Origin of the sequence: Salinispira pacifica (assembly GCF_000507245.1) — a bacterium.
Classification (GTDB): Bacteria; Spirochaetota; Spirochaetia; order DSM-27196; family Salinispiraceae; genus Salinispira; species Salinispira pacifica.
On sequence record NC_023035.1, the window covers coordinates 112,378 to 127,868 of the forward strand.

General features: G+C 53.1%; 10 protein-coding genes. 3 read left to right on the plus strand and 7 right to left on the minus strand.

Annotation, left to right across the window (positions count from 1 at the left end):
• Nucleotides 1-55 precede the first annotated feature (55 nt).
• From L21SP2_RS00470 to L21SP2_RS16565, 5 genes are all read right to left on the minus strand, one after another.
• Entirely contained in the window at nucleotides 56-376 is a 321-nt protein-coding gene (locus tag L21SP2_RS00470; protein ID WP_024266475.1) for a hypothetical protein, read from the minus strand.
• A complete protein-coding gene (locus L21SP2_RS00475) occupies nucleotides 373-2,253 on the minus strand; it encodes a hypothetical protein (protein ID WP_024266476.1) in 1,881 nt (626 codons plus the stop codon). Before L21SP2_RS00475 ends, L21SP2_RS00470 begins: the two co-directional genes overlap by 4 nt.
• A gap of 124 nt (nucleotides 2,254-2,377) precedes the next feature.
• A complete protein-coding gene (locus L21SP2_RS16560) occupies nucleotides 2,378-3,202 on the minus strand; it encodes a PTS sugar transporter subunit IIA (RefSeq protein WP_024266477.1) in 825 nt (274 codons plus the stop codon).
• A gap of 3 nt (nucleotides 3,203-3,205) precedes the next feature.
• Nucleotides 3,206-4,522 (minus strand): cation:proton antiporter, encoded by a 1,317-nt coding sequence (locus tag L21SP2_RS00485; RefSeq protein ID WP_024266478.1) that lies wholly within the window; start codon nucleotides 4,520-4,522, stop codon nucleotides 3,206-3,208.
• Between the two features lie 40 nt (nucleotides 4,523-4,562).
• Nucleotides 4,563-7,259, minus strand: coding sequence for an amylo-alpha-1,6-glucosidase (locus tag L21SP2_RS16565; RefSeq protein WP_024266479.1), 2,697 nt, complete (start codon nucleotides 7,257-7,259; stop codon nucleotides 4,563-4,565).
• Between the two features lie 195 nt (nucleotides 7,260-7,454).
• On the opposite strand from L21SP2_RS16565, the gene L21SP2_RS00495 reads away from it, so the two are divergent.
• From L21SP2_RS00495 to ltrA, 3 genes are all read left to right on the plus strand, one after another.
• Nucleotides 7,455-9,200 carry an alpha-amylase family glycosyl hydrolase gene (locus L21SP2_RS00495; RefSeq protein ID WP_024266480.1) on the plus strand — a complete coding sequence of 582 codons (1,746 nt, stop codon included), beginning with the start codon at nucleotides 7,455-7,457 and terminating at the stop codon, nucleotides 9,198-9,200.
• 91 nt (nucleotides 9,201-9,291) lie between these two features.
• On the plus strand, nucleotides 9,292-10,140 hold the full coding sequence (locus tag L21SP2_RS00500; RefSeq protein WP_024266481.1) for a hypothetical protein: 849 nt from the start codon (nucleotides 9,292-9,294) through the stop codon (nucleotides 10,138-10,140).
• A gap of 850 nt (nucleotides 10,141-10,990) precedes the next feature.
• Complete coding sequence (gene ltrA / locus L21SP2_RS00510) at nucleotides 10,991-12,280, plus strand: group II intron reverse transcriptase/maturase (protein WP_024266482.1); 1,290 nt, start codon at nucleotides 10,991-10,993, stop codon at nucleotides 12,278-12,280.
• 129 nt (nucleotides 12,281-12,409) lie between these two features.
• Here ltrA and L21SP2_RS00515 read toward each other — a convergent pair whose 3' ends face one another.
• Both L21SP2_RS00515 and L21SP2_RS00520 read right to left on the minus strand, forming a co-directional pair.
• On the minus strand, nucleotides 12,410-13,033 hold the full coding sequence (locus L21SP2_RS00515; RefSeq protein WP_144082876.1) for a hypothetical protein: 624 nt from the start codon (nucleotides 13,031-13,033) through the stop codon (nucleotides 12,410-12,412).
• 163 nt (nucleotides 13,034-13,196) lie between these two features.
• The gene (locus L21SP2_RS00520) at nucleotides 13,197-15,455 is read right to left on the minus strand and encodes a glucosidase family protein (protein ID WP_024266484.1); all 2,259 of its coding nucleotides are present in this window, start codon (nucleotides 15,453-15,455) and stop codon (nucleotides 13,197-13,199) included.
• Between the last annotated feature and the right edge of the window lie 36 nt (nucleotides 15,456-15,491).

Sequence of the window (15,491 nt, forward strand, 5' to 3'; positions counted from 1 at the left end):
GTTTCATGGAACGGCTGCTCTGCTGCACATGAATGATCATAATGAGGAGAATTTCTCATTTCTGCGGCTCCCGGAAGAAGCGGGAATGTAGGGCGGGGATTCCCGGAAGCCCGGCTTCCACTGAAGAGGGCCGGTTCCTGATTACCGGCCGGATGTAGAGAATAAATTCGCTGAGCTCCCTGCGGCGCTCTAGCGAACCCAGAGGCAGTATTCCGCCCCCGGATCGGCCTTCCTCGCTGACCAGACTTCCGGCCACCCGGAGTACCTCCCCGGAACGGCAGCAGGCCCTGGTGCGGATTTTCCGCTGATTGGTGGGGGGCGGATTTCCCGCACCGCTGTCCACACCCCGCCTGCTCAGTTCAACACTGATGTTCATATCCACATCAGCTGGGCGGAATTCTTTGAATGCTCAGCGGCCGAACCGAGAATTTCTCCGGTTATACTGATGGTCAGACCGCTGGTGATCTCCCGGGTTACGGCGGTTTCTCCGCTGCTGTCCCGGTAGCGGTAGGTTGAGGTGTTCTCCAGCCTTGCTTCCTGACGGGAAATGCCTGCAATCATGCTGTCGGCCACGATGCGGGCGGATGAGCGGCTGAGATCCGCTTCCAGCTTCAGGGCAAAACTGTAACCCAGGGTGGTGAGTACATCGAAATTCAGGCCTACAACTCTGCCCAGATCGGAAGAAACTGAGTGCCTGCTCTGTTCCGTAAGGGTTTCTCCTCCCAGCGAAGCACTGTATGCCCGGCGTTTGCTTTTCTGTACCTGCAGAGCCAGAATATGATATTCAAGTGCAGGCCGGGGCTGATCTTCCCGGCGAACCCAGTCCCTGAACTCCCGGGCGAATCGGGGTGTCCCTTTGAACCGGATGGTTCCCGGCGTACTTCCCCGGATAATCCCGCCGGAGGCAAACTCAGCGGGAATATGTTCCATAATCTCTTCGGCATTACGGTGTCGGAGATGGATTGTGTGAAACACCGGTGGAATATCCAGGGTATGCAGATATTCCTTAAGCTCTTCATGATTCTCCGGGTCAAGAAGTGCATACACCCCATTCCCCGTCGGACCGGCGGTGAACAGTGCGTCTCCCAGGGCCGGGGGGAGTACACTCTTCAGTTCCCCAAGACTGATGAAATCAAGGTGAATGCGCTCAGGTTCGATTCCGTATGAAGAATCCAGCTGTGCAAGAAAATCTGCAATACGAATGCTCTGCTCTTTGTTTCCCCGGATAATCAGGGTTGCGCCGTTCTCCCGGGGCTCTATGCTGCAGCCTGCGGCAAGTGAAGGGGGAATGCAGTTTTTCAGATACTCCATGCTCCGGTTTCGGGGAGTATAGGAACTGATGCACAGGGTTTCCTGCTGAATGGCGGGGTATTCCTGTTTGCCGGGATCGGGAAAAACCGAAAAAACCCCCTGGTGTTCAATGCACCGCAGCCCTCCCTGGACGGAAAGAAACTCCAGGGCTTCATGGAAGCTGCGGCTGCGGATATCCATTGCGGAAACCTGGTGTGTTCCCTGGGTGAAAAACCGGTATTCAGCTTCCTGCAGGCGGAACAGCTTTTCCAGGGCGGTCCTTGCCGACCCGCCGTCTCCCCAAACACGGTAGATTCGGGGATTTTTCCCGGTAATTTCCACATTGAGCTCGGGGAGGGAGTGCCCTGAGCGGGAGTCCCTGAGTCCATTGCGGATAACATACGCTCCTGCCCGTTTCTCCAGCCGGTATTCGGGGTAGGGGAGGAGAAGGGTTGCAAGAGTATCTGCCAGGCTCCGGTTCTCACAATGAAGGGTCTGAGGCTCTGCGGGCAGGGAGCTGTGTCTGATTGCAATTCCGCAGAGTTCGCTCAGGCGGTTCAGAATGCTTTCCATGGGAACATCCACTGCATGAGTGGTGAACAGTTCCCTGTCATCCGAAATATCTATTCGCATTCGGGAAGCTATCCAGATGTTTCCTTTCTCGTGGAGATACAGGCTGTTTGCACTGAGTATCTCGGATAAAACCTGATCCAGCCGGATATCCCGGAAATAATAGCTTCTCAGTTCATCCAGTCCCGGATCGGGCAGCAGAGGGATATTGCCGAAGCGGGCAAGGGACAGAAGAATTTCCCCGAGAGGTCTGCTGATAAATTCCATTTCTCTGATGACGGTCTCATTGGGAGGAAGGTTTTCTCCGAAGGTCTGCTGCTGAAGGGCCGTACAACTGAGCAGCACTGTGCAAAGCAGGATCCGGAGCATGGGGAATGGGGGGCGTATATCCATAGAAATCTCCGTAATCTATACCGGAGAATTCCATCTGCTGCTTGATGAATGAGTGAATCGGCTGCTGTGAATTGTAAAAAATGCTGGTAATCAAATGCTCCGGATCAAATGCTCCGAGTCCCGGTCAGAGCATTTTCATGCTGCCTTTGTACATGGAAACATCCAGTGAAAACAGCATGGCGCCCTGTTTTTTATCCAGGTCTCCCAGGAGATCTTCAATGCTCTGCACCAGTTCCGCTTCCATGTCTTCGGGCACCATTGCCAGAATTGTCTTCGAATGATTTTTCTTTTCCTGCATAAACCCGATGAAGGTGGCGAAGATGGGAACGTTGCTGATATATTCTCCCATTCCGAAACTGTCGATAACCGTGGCTCCATCTATGCCCCGCTGAAGATAGAGTTCCAGAACATCGTAGACGTATTCTTCGAGAAACAGAATGAGCACCAGCAGTCTGCTCTTGGGCTTTTCCTTTTTTCCTTCAACCAGCCCCTCGGCGTTCCGGAGAAAGGCTTCGTATACCGCTTCATTGCCCTGGGCTGCAAGAATCTCCTTCTTGGCGTTTGTGCGGGTAAGTGCCCGGGAAACCGCAGCAAGAAGTTTCAGATGGTCGTTCACCCGTTCTTCCGGTCCAAGAATGACGAAAAAGAGGCGTACGCGCTTCCGGTCCAGGGCGTCAAAATCCACTCCGTCAGGATGAACCCCCACCGCAAGAACAAAGTCATCCATGTTGTCCAGCCGTGCATGAGGTATGGCGATCCCCCCGCCGAAGCCGGTGGATCCCTGGGATTCCCGTTTTTCCAGCGCAGCGCTCACTTCTTCAATCCTGCTCTCATCCAGGTGTCTGCTCCGGCAGGCAAGGGTGGCCAGTTCCTGGATGACCTCCCGCCTGGTTTTTCCCCGCAGCCCGATTCTGCAGCATTGTTTTTCCAGAAAAGAGTATAGTTCCATGGCTTATTCCTCCAGTTCCAGTCCCCGTACCAGGGCGAATTTCGACAGCGGCGGCCCGAACAGCTCATTAATAAAAACGGAAATGAGAACAATGTTGATCATATCGCTGAGTATGGCGGGATTATGCGCCATGAGCTGCTGACCAAGGGGCGAAGCCTGAACCATAAGGGTGAGGCCGATTGCCACACCGGCCTGGGGGAGCATACAGAGCCCCAGGTATTCACTGATTCCCCGGGGTGAACGGGCGATTTTGGCTCCCACCCACACTCCGCCGTATTTACCGAGAGCACGGAAGAGAATATATACACTGCCGAGAAGCACTACTCTGGGATCTCCCAGAATGGAGAGATCCAGCTCGCTTCCTGCCAGCACAAAAAAGAGGGCGTAGATGGGAGGGGTGAGAGGTTCAAGAATATGAAAAATCCGATGATTTCTTGCCCCCAGATTGATAATAACTGCTCCCGCAGCCATGTTTGTGAGCAGAGGAGAAAGGTTGAAGGCGACTGCCAATCCTATGGTGAAAAAAACTACTCCCAGGGAGATAATCATAATCTCATTGGGCTTACGCTTTTTTCTCACCAGAAGATGGAGAATATAGCCCGCAAGAGCGCCGGTGCCCACGCTCATTACCACTTCCATCAGGGCGTGAAGGATCACCCTTCCCGTGCCGTGGCCCCCGCCATGGGCCGCTTCCGATGCGGACTGAACCACACCCTGAGCTGCCTGGGGATCGATAATGCCCCCCACAAGGGCGAAGACCACTCCGAACACGATTACCGCTCCGGCATCATCAAGAGCCACCACACCGTAGAGATAGTCCACAAATTTACCCGAAGCATTCAGGCTTTGGACAATGGCCACCGTGGCCGCAGGAGCGGTGGCCGTGGCAATGGCCCCGAGAATCATGGCATAGGGCAGTTCCATATTGAACAGGTAAAGTCCCAGCGTAGTACTGATAAAGGCCGCGAAGATCTGTATCAGCGTAATGATCACCACCCCGGGCCCCATGCTTTTCAGCTTTACCCAGTAGAATTCCCCACCGATGGTGAGGGCAATCAGACCAAGGGCAACCTCGGTAACCAGCGACATATCCGAACTTACGTGATGGGGTACGAATCCGAGAATGCTTTCACCCATCACCAATCCGGCAATAATAAACCCGGTCACCTCCGGGAGTTTTACCCTGGAGGCGAGCCGGGCCAAAAAATATCCGCTGAGCAGCAGCAGTCCCACACTCATGAGCATGTGGTGAGTGAAGAACAGCTGGATGTTCTCAAATGTTTCCCGGGCCAGGGTCAGAAATTCCGCACCTTCATCCATGTTCCCAGTATGGCCCCATCCTCAGGGAAAAATCAAACCCTCAACGAAACTCACCGTTCTGAATTATCTTCTGCAGATAATTCTGTTCCTCCATTGCAGGGAAATCCCTCATGGAATCCTTTTCAGGATCTCTGAACTCCAGTGAGTTGAGTACGGAAGGAAATGCGGGATATACCACGGTCCAGTCTGAGGTATCATCTTCCCGAATGCTGAGTTCAGCCCCTCCGTCAATCCGGTAGCTGTTTGTCACCCAGCCCCGGTTGCTGTCGTAGATGCTCATTGCCAGATTGTAGTCCCGTTGGGAGCCGTTTTGAACGTCGTAGATGGTATTTCCGTTTTCTTCCCGTACCGCCCGGAGATTCAGGTATTCGCCGTTTCCGAAGGCCAGCCGTGCGGAAAGCTCTTCCCCCGGCGGAAGGATCTCCTCTCCGATCCGGGGTGACAGATGGAGGGTGTTATCCAGCAGCCGGGGACGGAATCCCACCAGATCCTGGAGGAGAACCCGGGCGTACTCGCTGACGCTCCAAGCCTGGGAGAATGTACCTGACGGAATGGGGCGTCCGTTTTCATCGGGAAGGGCGTCCAGGAGTTCGCTCATGCTTCCTGCTGTGCCCATATTGATAATCTGGTCCGCCAGGTTCAATATCAGTTTTGAACTGATTTCATCGTCCCCGATTTTCAGAAGAGCGGTGAGGGCGGGGCCGGCGTTCCATCCCCAGACCGTGCCGTTATGATATGCTGCGTCTTTGTGAAACATGCCGGTTTGATCGTGGTGGGGGTGAAAATAGGGATGTTCCGGATTCAGGCTTGCGATTCCGTAGGGGTACAGAAGCCCGTTCACGGTATTCTGTACTGCCGCCGCTTCCTGCTCAGGGGTGAGAAAACTCCGGTCATCCAATTCGCCCAGAAATGGTACTGAAATTGCCATGAGCTGGTTGGGTCTGAGCTTGGTATCAACGCTTCCGTCGGGTCTGATTCTGTCTGCCAGTGCTTCACCGTCCCAGAATTGTTCCACGAATGCCTGCTGGGTCCGGCTGGCCATTCTTTCCCATTCTCCCGCCAGTTCCGCATCTCCGCTGAGACGGGCAATTTCCGCCGAAGACTTCAAAGCCGTGTACCACAGCGCCTGAATTTCCACCGCTTTGCTGCCCCGGGCTGACCAGGGTTCATTCCCGGCGATACGGGCGTCCATCCATGTGTCCGCGTCATCGTGATGCAGCAGTCCGTCCTCACCCAGATAGTTTTTTTCCGCACCCAGGATGTAGTGCCGGGCGGTTTCCAGTATTTCCGGTGCAAAGCCGGTATCGCCGCTGTAGTGAATATATTCCAGTGCTTCCCGGAGAAGCCAGGGCGTACCGTCGGTGGTGTTGTAGATAATATCATCGGGATTATTCACCCGGTTTGGGACCCGGCCGTAATTCACATCCTCTTCATCCCGGTTCTGAAAGCGGGTGAAATTGTGAAGCACCGCCCTGGCATCGTCAAACCTGCCGTTCACCAGGAGAATACCCGGCAGAGCAATAAAGGTATCTCTGCCCCAATTCTGGCGGAACCATGGCAGCCCGGCCCAGATACCGGTGCCGTACTGACGGGTGACCATGCTGTAGCCTGAATAGAGACTCCAGTAGAGGGATGAATCCAGCATGGGATTTCCCGAGCGAATATTGGAAGAGAGGGTGATATCGAAAATTTCCTTCACATGATCTTCCAGACCACGTGACCGGGCATGACGGGCTGCCTCAAGGGCCTGATCCCGGTCCATTCCGAAGCTGATATACAGACCCGCGGAATGTACTTTTTCCACCGTGGTGAAACTCAGAAGGGGTGAGTGGTCGGAAATCTTCAGGGCGTTTCGCACATCCCGTTCGGATTGCTCTAGTTCTTCCGCACCCAGCTCCTGAAGTCTCACCGGGACTGCCTCCCCGGCACCGGCATCTCCGGATTCCTGTAGAAAAACGGAGGTTTCCAGGGGTTCCCGTCCAAGGGATGCCCGGAGATTTTCCCCCAGCGTTACCGGGACATCCGATGAAATTGCGATCACCGACGGATGATCGTCGCTGAGGCGGTGGGGAATGAGCAAAAACACGTCATCCTCCACCTCCACATTGTAGCGGCTCAGGCTGGTCTTGAAAGCCGGGAAAAAGCTGATAATTGCGGCATCCCCGTCATCCGGCGATACAACGTTCAGCGCCATGCTGTGGCTCTCGGCAAAGAGTGAGAGGGTTTCATGAGCCCGGTCATATTCATGCCTGATAAACCCGGGGTAGAGCACAGCTTTGCCGGCATCTATTCTGCGGTTCAGCAGACTGCCGTTGCGGGCTGCAGCCACATCGGCGACCACGGTACTCTCGGCTATCTGATAGCCGTTTCCCCGGCGGTATGAGTGGGTGAACAATTCCAGGTATCCGGAAATGTTGTCTCCGAATACATACTGCCGCCGTTCACCCGGAGGAATTTCAATGGCCGCTGTGCCCATAAAATGTTCAACGTCCTCCATCGTTGCTCCGGCGGGCAGGCTTTCCCGGGGCAGGCCATCGGAATGAAAACTGACAGACGGATAATTCATTGTGCTGTCTCCTTTTTGAAATGCGAGAGAAGCAATTCTCACCGGTTCAGGCTCTTCTTCAACTGCGGTTGCGCAGGAAACCGCTGCGAGAGAAATCAGAAGCGGTAGAATTAATATCAATATTCCACGAAAAATCGATGGAACCTGAACGGATCCGGTTTTATGTACCATAGTGCTCTCCTCGTTAATTGGAGATTATTATACTGGGAACGTTTCCACTTTTCGAGACTTTTCGCTGCTTTTTTATTCTCCCCTTACGTACCCGGACATTTGGGGCTATACTGTTTGCAAAGGTAAAATAGAATCTGGCGGAATCTTTTCGGACAATGGGAACCGAATATCCGCCTGTATGCATGAGGGGTTTATATGCAAAGTTGGGGAAAACTCATACGACGGAACTGGGTTCCCGTGCTATCGGGAATCTTTATTATGATGATGCTGGCAGCCTGTGCGACCCAGGAAGCTCTGCCTCCGCCGCCTCAGGTGGACAGAACTCCGCCCATGGATGAAGTGGCGGATTTCACCGGGGATTATGATTCTGCGGTGTTTCAGGACTGGAATGACCGAACGTATTATCAGATCTTCGTCCGGTCGTTCAACGATTCCGATGGCGACGGTATCGGGGACCTTCAGGGAATAATCGAGAAGCTGGACTATCTCAACGACGGGGATCCTGAGACAGACAGCGATCTGGGAATTTCCGGTATCTGGCTGATGCCGATTAACGAAAGCCCAAGCTATCACGGATATGATGTGGTTGATTATTATTCCATCGAATCGGATTACGGAACCATGGAGGATTTTGAACTCCTTCTGGAGGAGGCCGAGGCCCGGGGCATCAAAATAATCATGGACCTGGTTCTTAACCATTCCAGCAGTCAGCATCCCTGGTTCATTGCCAGCAAACGGGGTGACCCGGAGTTCAAGGATTATTATGTCTGGTCGGATACCGATCCCGGCATTGAAGGCCCCTGGGGGCAGCAGGTCTGGCATAACGGCGGAAACGGCGAATATTACTACGGAGTGTTCTGGGGCGGAATGCCTGACCTGAACTATTACAATCAGGAAGTGAACAGCAAAGTCAACGATATCATCCGCTTCTGGCTGGAAGACGTGGGGGTTCACGGTTTCAGACTTGATGCAATTATGTATCTGAAAGAAGAAGGCAACCTTCTCATGAACACATTCAGCAATCATGAATGGTTCCAGGAATTTCATGACTTTTATAAAGGAATCAACCCGGATGCGTTCACAATAGGCGAGGTATGGACCAATACCGAAGAGGTTGTAAAGTATATCGGCAATGAAGTTGATACTGCATTTGAGTTTGACCTTGCAACGGCCATGCTGAATTCCGTGCGGGGCGGTCAGAATTCCGATATTACCGCCCAGCAGGAAAAGGTGAACGAGATGTATCCTGAGGGTCAGTATGGACGCTTTCTTGCAAACCATGACCAGACCCGCAGCGCAACGGTTCTCTCGGGAGATCTTGAGAAGCAGAAAATCGCCGCATCCCTGCTGCTCACCGGCCCCGGCATACCGTTCCTGTATTATGGTGAAGAAGTGGGGGTGGAGGGAAGCAAACCCGATGAACATCTCCGCCGGCCCATGCACTGGACACCCCGGGGCGGTTTTACAGAAGGGGATCCCTGGCAGGATTATGCCGCCAAACTGGAAACCCGGAATGTGGAAACCATGGAAGATGAGCCGGGGTCTCTTCTCAACCGCTACCGCAGTCTCATCCAGCTGAGGAACGATTCGCCTGCCCTCCGACGGGGTACGCTGGAACATATTCCCAGCTCCACCCGCCGTGTGTATGCGTATTTTCGCTACACACCCGAGGAGAGTCTGCTGGTGGTAAATAATCTGGGTACTCTCCAGGAAGACTACGGCCTTTTCCTGAAGCAGTCACCCTGGGCGGAGGGGTTTGCTCTTGAACCCGTGTATGCGGCAACTGCCGAGGATATTTTCCGGGGTGAGGATGCCCGGGAGTATCTTGACGGAAAAATTTCCCAGCCTGTGGTGAATGACCAGGGCGGCTTTGAGGATTTCAAAGTTCTGGGAAGTCTGGAAGCCCGTGCAACATATATCTTCCGGGTAATTCCGGAGTAATGGAGCGTATCCATTTGACAGCTGAAAATTCAAGTTTTATAATCAGGTGAATTATCTGGAAACGTTTCCAGATCGCACATATGGAGGTAGTATGCGTAAAAACGTTCTTCGTTTTCTTGGCGTTGGGCTCATTCTGATGGCTGTGCTGTTCAGCGGCTGTAGCGGTATGAGCAAGTATGTTATTAAGGGAACTCCCGAAGCGGACCTTTCCGCGGCAGAGGTGTACGGACTGTATCCCCTGAATGTTCTCCCGGGAACCATGGTTTCCATTAAGGGTGAAGGTTTCGGCGATGTGCCCGGTCTTATTTATCTTAACGGCCAGCCGGTAAATGAATTCTTCGGCTGGGACGACAGCACCATCTGGTTCAGGGTTCCTGAAGAGCCTGCAGAACAGATCGAGGTTCAGGTGGGAACATCCATCGCCGAAGATTATCTGTATCTTGCTCCCGAAGGAAGCATCACCGTACGATGGACTGTGGATGCAGGTGCCGTACAGGAATTCGCCGATGCCAACTACGGTGATTTTGGTCTTGATTTTGCTCCCGAATGGATGGAGCCTCTGTACCTGAAGGGTCAGTGGGTGAAATCCGGCGAAAGCTTCGGCGCAAAAAGCGCTGGCTGGGACACAGGATCCAAAACTATCATGTGGAACATGCCTGAAACAAATACATGGATTTCCGAAACAGTTTTCACCCCGGAAAACCAGGACAGTTTCAAGCCCGGTGTAATGCTTTTCGCATTCGAAGACGGTGACGATGAAACCCGTAACCTCTCTGCCTTCGAGAGTGACATGGCATTTATTCTCAAGCAGGAATGGGCGGCAGCTGATCCCTACGGTGATGTAAGCTCAGATCCCGCAGTGCGGATCGGGGACAGCAGCAAGTTCTACGACGAGAAAACCAACACCATTGAGTTGACATATCCCGTTGCAGCGGAATAATTCTGTTCTCTCCGCTTAGGAGATACAGACAGCTGGCAATACCAATAGGAGGCCGTCTGATTGTTTCAATCAGGCGGCTTTTTTGTATGCCCAGCGAAGCGCAGGCATACCCGACCGGTTGGAAGATACCGGTGTCGCCTCGTTCAGGAGGAAGACAATCCGAATTGCAAGGGCGCAGCTGGCAACGGTTGGGTCTGAAGGAAGCAATAGGAAGTGAACAGCACATAGCGAAAGCGAACCTGATACGGCACAACAGGGGTGGTAAGCGTGCAAAATAGCGCGAAGCCCGAAACCTGAACAGACCTGTAGTGTGTTTGAGGATGGCGTTGTTTACAGGGACTGCGCACAGTATCTGGGGAAACCTGTTGAAATCCCAGCAAAGGGTAGGGAACGACAAGCAGAAATGCAAGTCAGATCGAAGTTTCAGCAGGTGGCAGATGAGTCCGTAGTAGTGAGTAAGTTCCGGCCAGTGAAAGCCAGTAATGGTGTGGAGGAGAAAACCGGAATGACCTCGTCCCCGGTGACGAGGACTGCATTCAGGCCAAAAGCCGGATGCGGATGCGAAGGGACGAAGTTTTTAGTAAATCTTGTTTCGATGAAAAGGCTGGTCGGCAGCTACGCTGCCTGCTCGCCTATGCAACCGAAGGAGCGTGAAGCCTAAACAGAAAGTTGCTGGAAAGTGAGCAGAGTATGTGGCCACGGCCGACTGGGGAACCAGGAAGCTGAGCCAGAATACCGTTGACCTGAGTATCTTTTTGACCAGCTGAATATTGCCGGAAAATGGCTAAGAGACAGCTGCAGAGGAGAGAATGAGCAGGAGTTTCACCGCCGAGGTTTCAAACGAAAGAAGATGCAGACACAAGGAAATCGTAAAATCTGGTACAGCCTCTACGGCAGGATGCTCGAGAGACCACGGCTGGAGGCCGCTTTCAGGAAGGTGAAGGCAGCGAACGGAGCCCCCGGAGTAGACGGAGTGAGCGTCAAAGCCTTTGCCGACCGTCTGGCGGAGCAACTCGATGTACTTGTGAAGGAATTGAAGGACAAGAGCTACCGACCGCTTCCAGTCTTGAGGGTGGAAATACCCAAAGACGGGGGAGGAGTAAGGAAACTCGGGATACCTTCGGTTCGCGACCGGGTAGTCCAGCAAGCCTTACTGGACATTCTAAACCCAATATTTGACCCGGACTTTCATCCGTCCAGTTACGGATACCGACCGGGCAGAAGCGCACATCAGGCAATTGATAAGGCATCTACGTTCATGCGCAGGTATGAATTGGAATGGGTAGTGGATATGGACTTGTCGAAGTGTTTTGACACACTGAAGCATGACTTTTTACTGACTCAAGTACGAAAACGAGTTGCCGATGGAAGCCTCTTGAATCTCATACGCCTCTTTCTTGAAAGTGGTGTGATGACGGATGCTGGTGAAGAGAACACTGAAGAAGGGAGTCCCCAGGGCGGGGTGATTAGTCCGCTTCTCGCGAACATCTACCTCGACTTCTTTGACCAGTGGAGCATGGCACGAGGGTATCGCATAGTTCGCTATGCCGACGATATCCTCATCTTTGCTTCATCACAAAAAGGTGCGGAACGTCGGCTTGCAGCTGCAACGCATTTTCTGGAAGAAGAAATGGGACTGGCTGTGAATCGTGAGAAAACTCACATTACAAACCTGTATAAGGGGGTGCGCTACCTTGGAGTAGTAATCTCTCGTCACCACACCCGGATTCAGGAAAAGAAGGTGAAAGCCTTCAAGGACAAGGTCAGGAAACTGACCCGACGCAACAGCGGGAGACCGCTGGGATCGACAATTTACGAACTCAATCCAGTACTACGCGGGTTTGCTAACTATTTCAGGATAGCAAATTGTACGAAGGTATTCAGGGAGCTGATGAGCTGGGTACGCAGGCGATTGCGGGCTATTCAGTTGCGACTTTGGAAACGCTCTTCCCGGCTGCACCGCCGATTGCGGCAGCTGGGATTTCAAGGCGAATTCAAACACATCAAGATGAGTTCGTGGAGATCGGCTAAAAGTCCGCTTGCAGCCATGGCGCTGCAAAACAAGCACTTTGAAGAGATGAATCTGTTTTCTCTCGACAAGGTACAGGTCGCAATTTCTGTCCGGCAGCTTGCTGGATAACTGAAGACAGGAGCCGTATACGAGGTCCGTACGTACGGTTCTGTGAGAGGGACAATAAAGGAGGTCATTCCTCCTTTATTGCCCTACTCGATCTATCTGCAGATGGTTCAGGCTGCCCCTGCCCGGGTATCAGTACCGGTATCTGAAGCTGATCTGAGGGTAGAGTTCCACGGCAAATTGATTCTGCAGGGAACCGGCAGTGGGGAGCCATGTGAGACCGTATCCCACTTCTATGGGAATGGAAAAATGGCTGAAGCCGATCAGTTCCATCCCTATTCCGAAACCTGCGGTGAATTGGGGCGTATACGAACCTGAGTAGGGCGGCACTTCAACATAGGTTTCACTCTCCTCATCATAATAGGAGTCATCCACCCAGGGGATGTATCCCCGGTGCATAATCGAAGTGAAAATGTAGAGATTTCCTCCCAGAATGTCCTTCCACTGACTGCTGAACACCCGCCAATGATGTGAAAACCCCAGGCTGTAATCCAGAAGATTGCCGTAAAACTGAATTTCCGGAGAATAGAGTGCTCCGGCCACAATCTGCCACCCTTTGCTGCCGTATGTTTTGTGATAGGTAAGGCCTGTGCCGGTCATGGGACCTGCGGAAAATCCCAGGGCTTCATCGTACACCTCTGCAATGGGGGTATGATGAGCTTCGCTGTTTTCCGACTCAATGGAAAACGCCGGTGTGAGCACCAGGAACAGCAATGCCCCGAAACAAAGCAGAGTTTTATTATAGATTGTTTTCATGGTAATCCTCCCCCGGATTCCCATGGGGAATCCGTATCCAGGAGTATAAATGTATACCCTGTAAAAGATGTTTACCAGATTCTGACCGGTAAAAGGGGAAGCTTAAAAAAGGGATGGCAGAAGAACTCCGCCATCCCCCTGGATGTTTAATGTGCCTAGAACATCAGTTCACAGGAATGAGCAGCATTGAACGGATGAGGGCCCGATTGACCTCCCCGTCCATGTTCCGGTTCTCCGGCAGATAGCGGAGCTGAAATGTATGGCTTCCCTGTTCAAGATTCATGAAGAGTCCTGAAGAGAGGCCGAAATCATCCCATTTTCGTTCGCCCCTCTGGGGCAGAATAATCGCTCCCTGCCGCTGTTCATCGGCAAACAGGGTACGGATTGCGGTTTTGTTATTGGTATTGATGGGACCTGATCCGTTTGCATATTCAAAAACGATGTAGAACCGGCCGTCCTCTTCTACATCTGTGCTGAACTCAAGAATCTGTTCGGGATCAGGAACAATCTCCACCGCTTCGTCGCCGGCGGGTGTTCTCAAAACCGAATCCGGATCGTAGGTCCAGCGGCTGAGATTGGAATGGAGTGTACGGTTTTCCCCTTCCCTGGTGGAAAGGACGCTCCAGATATCGCCCCTGCCCTGCCTTCCGGGCCCGGCTTCACCCATGGGTGAACGTTCCCGGCCGTTCCACAGGAAGCTTCGGGCATCAGACTGCAGGCTCCGGTAACTGAAATTACTTCCGGTATCCTGAATAAGCGGATCCTTGGGGGCTTCAATATCCGAGGCGATGAGGTTAATGCTCCCCGAATCTCCGGATTGCTCAAGAACAATATCAATCTGGACAGGGCCCTGCCTCCACTGAAGAATGTTACGGGGGTCAGCAGGCTCACCGTCGATTTGCATTGATGCGATCCGGGAACCTGTGCCCCTGACAGTCATATTCAATTCCATGCCTCTGAGCGTAAAACCGCTGAGGGTCACAGGCCCGCCTCCTAGGTTCTCAGGAAGCATAGGAGCAAAAGTCACCCCGTCACGCTGTACGTTGATGCCGAACAGCCCCCGGTACACCATGCCAAGATATCCGGCAACAGACCAGAGCTGACGTTCTGAGTTGATCTCGGTACCGCTGTAATGGCCGTTGTCGTACACCATATTCTCCATGTGACTGAGGAAGAGGGCTGCGGACCGGGTCATGGCTTCCAGACTGTGGCTGAAGGCTGCCAAGTTGCCTTCCCGCACACCTGCGATGCCGTAGTAGGCTTCAACAAACGGCCAGATCCCCTTGTTGTGATAGGGAGGAATCCCGGGCTGCTGGGGCTCGATTGTGGGAATCCCGAAATGTACCACCGGAATTTCTGTGCTGAGACTGATCTCTCCGCCCAGAACCGCTGCCGGTGAATCCTGTTCTGCGGCCAGAATTGCAGCCAGAGAGTTGCTCAGGGTACCGGTTTTATCAACAGGCCGGCTGCCCTGAATCGGCGGATACAGGTAGAGGCTGTACAATCCGTTTTCCAGCCGGAATGCGTCGGCAATCAGGCGGTATTGCCTTTCGGCCATCCGGAAATACTCCATGCTCATTGGTGAGTCGCCTGCTTCGTCGTACATGTATGAGAGAATTTCCAGAGCCCGGGCATGCAGCAGGTTGGTGCTCATTGCCTTGCTTTCATAAATATCTTTGGGTTCCATCCATTCAGGATATGTCTGCTCCCGCCAGTCCAGGAAGGAAGTTTCACCGAACAGAAGGCCGGTTTCCCGGTCCAGGGCGTTGAGCGTATCCCGCTGAATGCTGCGCTGGAGAATTTCCCGAGCATCATCCAGCCATTGAGCATCTCCCGTTGCCAGATACAGCTCCCAGGCTGCAATTGCCCACACAATTCTGTCGGTTGAGATGGGCCAGGATCCTCCTGTACCGGTGTCCTGAATAATTTCTCCGTATTCGTTCACCTTGGCCATCAGACTGGTCAGGCTGTTTTCCGGGAGTACATAGGCAAGGGACAGCTGTATTGCATAGGATATGTCCCTGGTCCACACACCGTTCCATTTTTTCCCCGCCATGAAGCTTCCGTCGGAGCGGATATCCTGCAGGCTTTCTTCCAGAGCCATGTTGTACAGGGCTTCGTAAATGGGTGCTTCGGGACTGCTGAACTGCGGAAGAGAAGAGATATCCTCCTGGAGCAGCCAGGTTCTCTTCCTGGTTCCGTAGGTTGACTCGATCTTTTCGCTGCTGATTACCGTTGCGGTTTTCTCACCCTGGACCACTCTGTCCGGGTAGATTTCAAACTCTTCGTTCACCGGATACTCCCGTTCGAAACGTTCAACCCTGGGCGCCGGCGGCGGCGGAGGCGGGCTTGAACAGGCGGTGATAAAAACCGCCGCCAGTAATACAAATCCCCAAATCATGATGCTGGCAGTGCGCTGCATTGTGTTCTCCTTGATTGTATTCCGCCAAATGCGGAT

Excerpts from the sequence above, each read along its gene's own strand:
- L21SP2_RS00470 (WP_024266475.1), bottom strand. The coding sequence starts at position 376 with ATGAACATCAGTGTTGAACTGAGCAGGCGGGGTGTGGACAGCGGTGCG.
- L21SP2_RS00475 (WP_024266476.1), bottom strand. The coding sequence starts at position 2,253 with ATGGATATACGCCCCCCATTCCCCATGCTCCGGATCCTGCTTTGCACA.
- L21SP2_RS16560 (WP_024266477.1), bottom strand. The coding sequence starts at position 3,202 with ATGGAACTATACTCTTTTCTGGAAAAACAATGCTGCAGAATCGGGCTG.
- L21SP2_RS00485 (WP_024266478.1), bottom strand. The coding sequence starts at position 4,522 with ATGGATGAAGGTGCGGAATTTCTGACCCTGGCCCGGGAAACATTTGAG.
- L21SP2_RS16565 (WP_024266479.1), bottom strand. The coding sequence starts at position 7,259 with ATGGTACATAAAACCGGATCCGTTCAGGTTCCATCGATTTTTCGTGGA.
- L21SP2_RS00495 (WP_024266480.1), top strand. The coding sequence starts at position 7,455 with ATGCAAAGTTGGGGAAAACTCATACGACGGAACTGGGTTCCCGTGCTA.
- L21SP2_RS00500 (WP_024266481.1), top strand. The coding sequence starts at position 9,292 with ATGCGTAAAAACGTTCTTCGTTTTCTTGGCGTTGGGCTCATTCTGATG.
- ltrA (WP_024266482.1), top strand. The coding sequence starts at position 10,991 with ATGCAGACACAAGGAAATCGTAAAATCTGGTACAGCCTCTACGGCAGG.
- L21SP2_RS00515 (WP_144082876.1), bottom strand. The coding sequence starts at position 13,033 with ATGAAAACAATCTATAATAAAACTCTGCTTTGTTTCGGGGCATTGCTG.
- L21SP2_RS00520 (WP_024266484.1), bottom strand. The coding sequence starts at position 15,455 with ATGCAGCGCACTGCCAGCATCATGATTTGGGGATTTGTATTACTGGCG.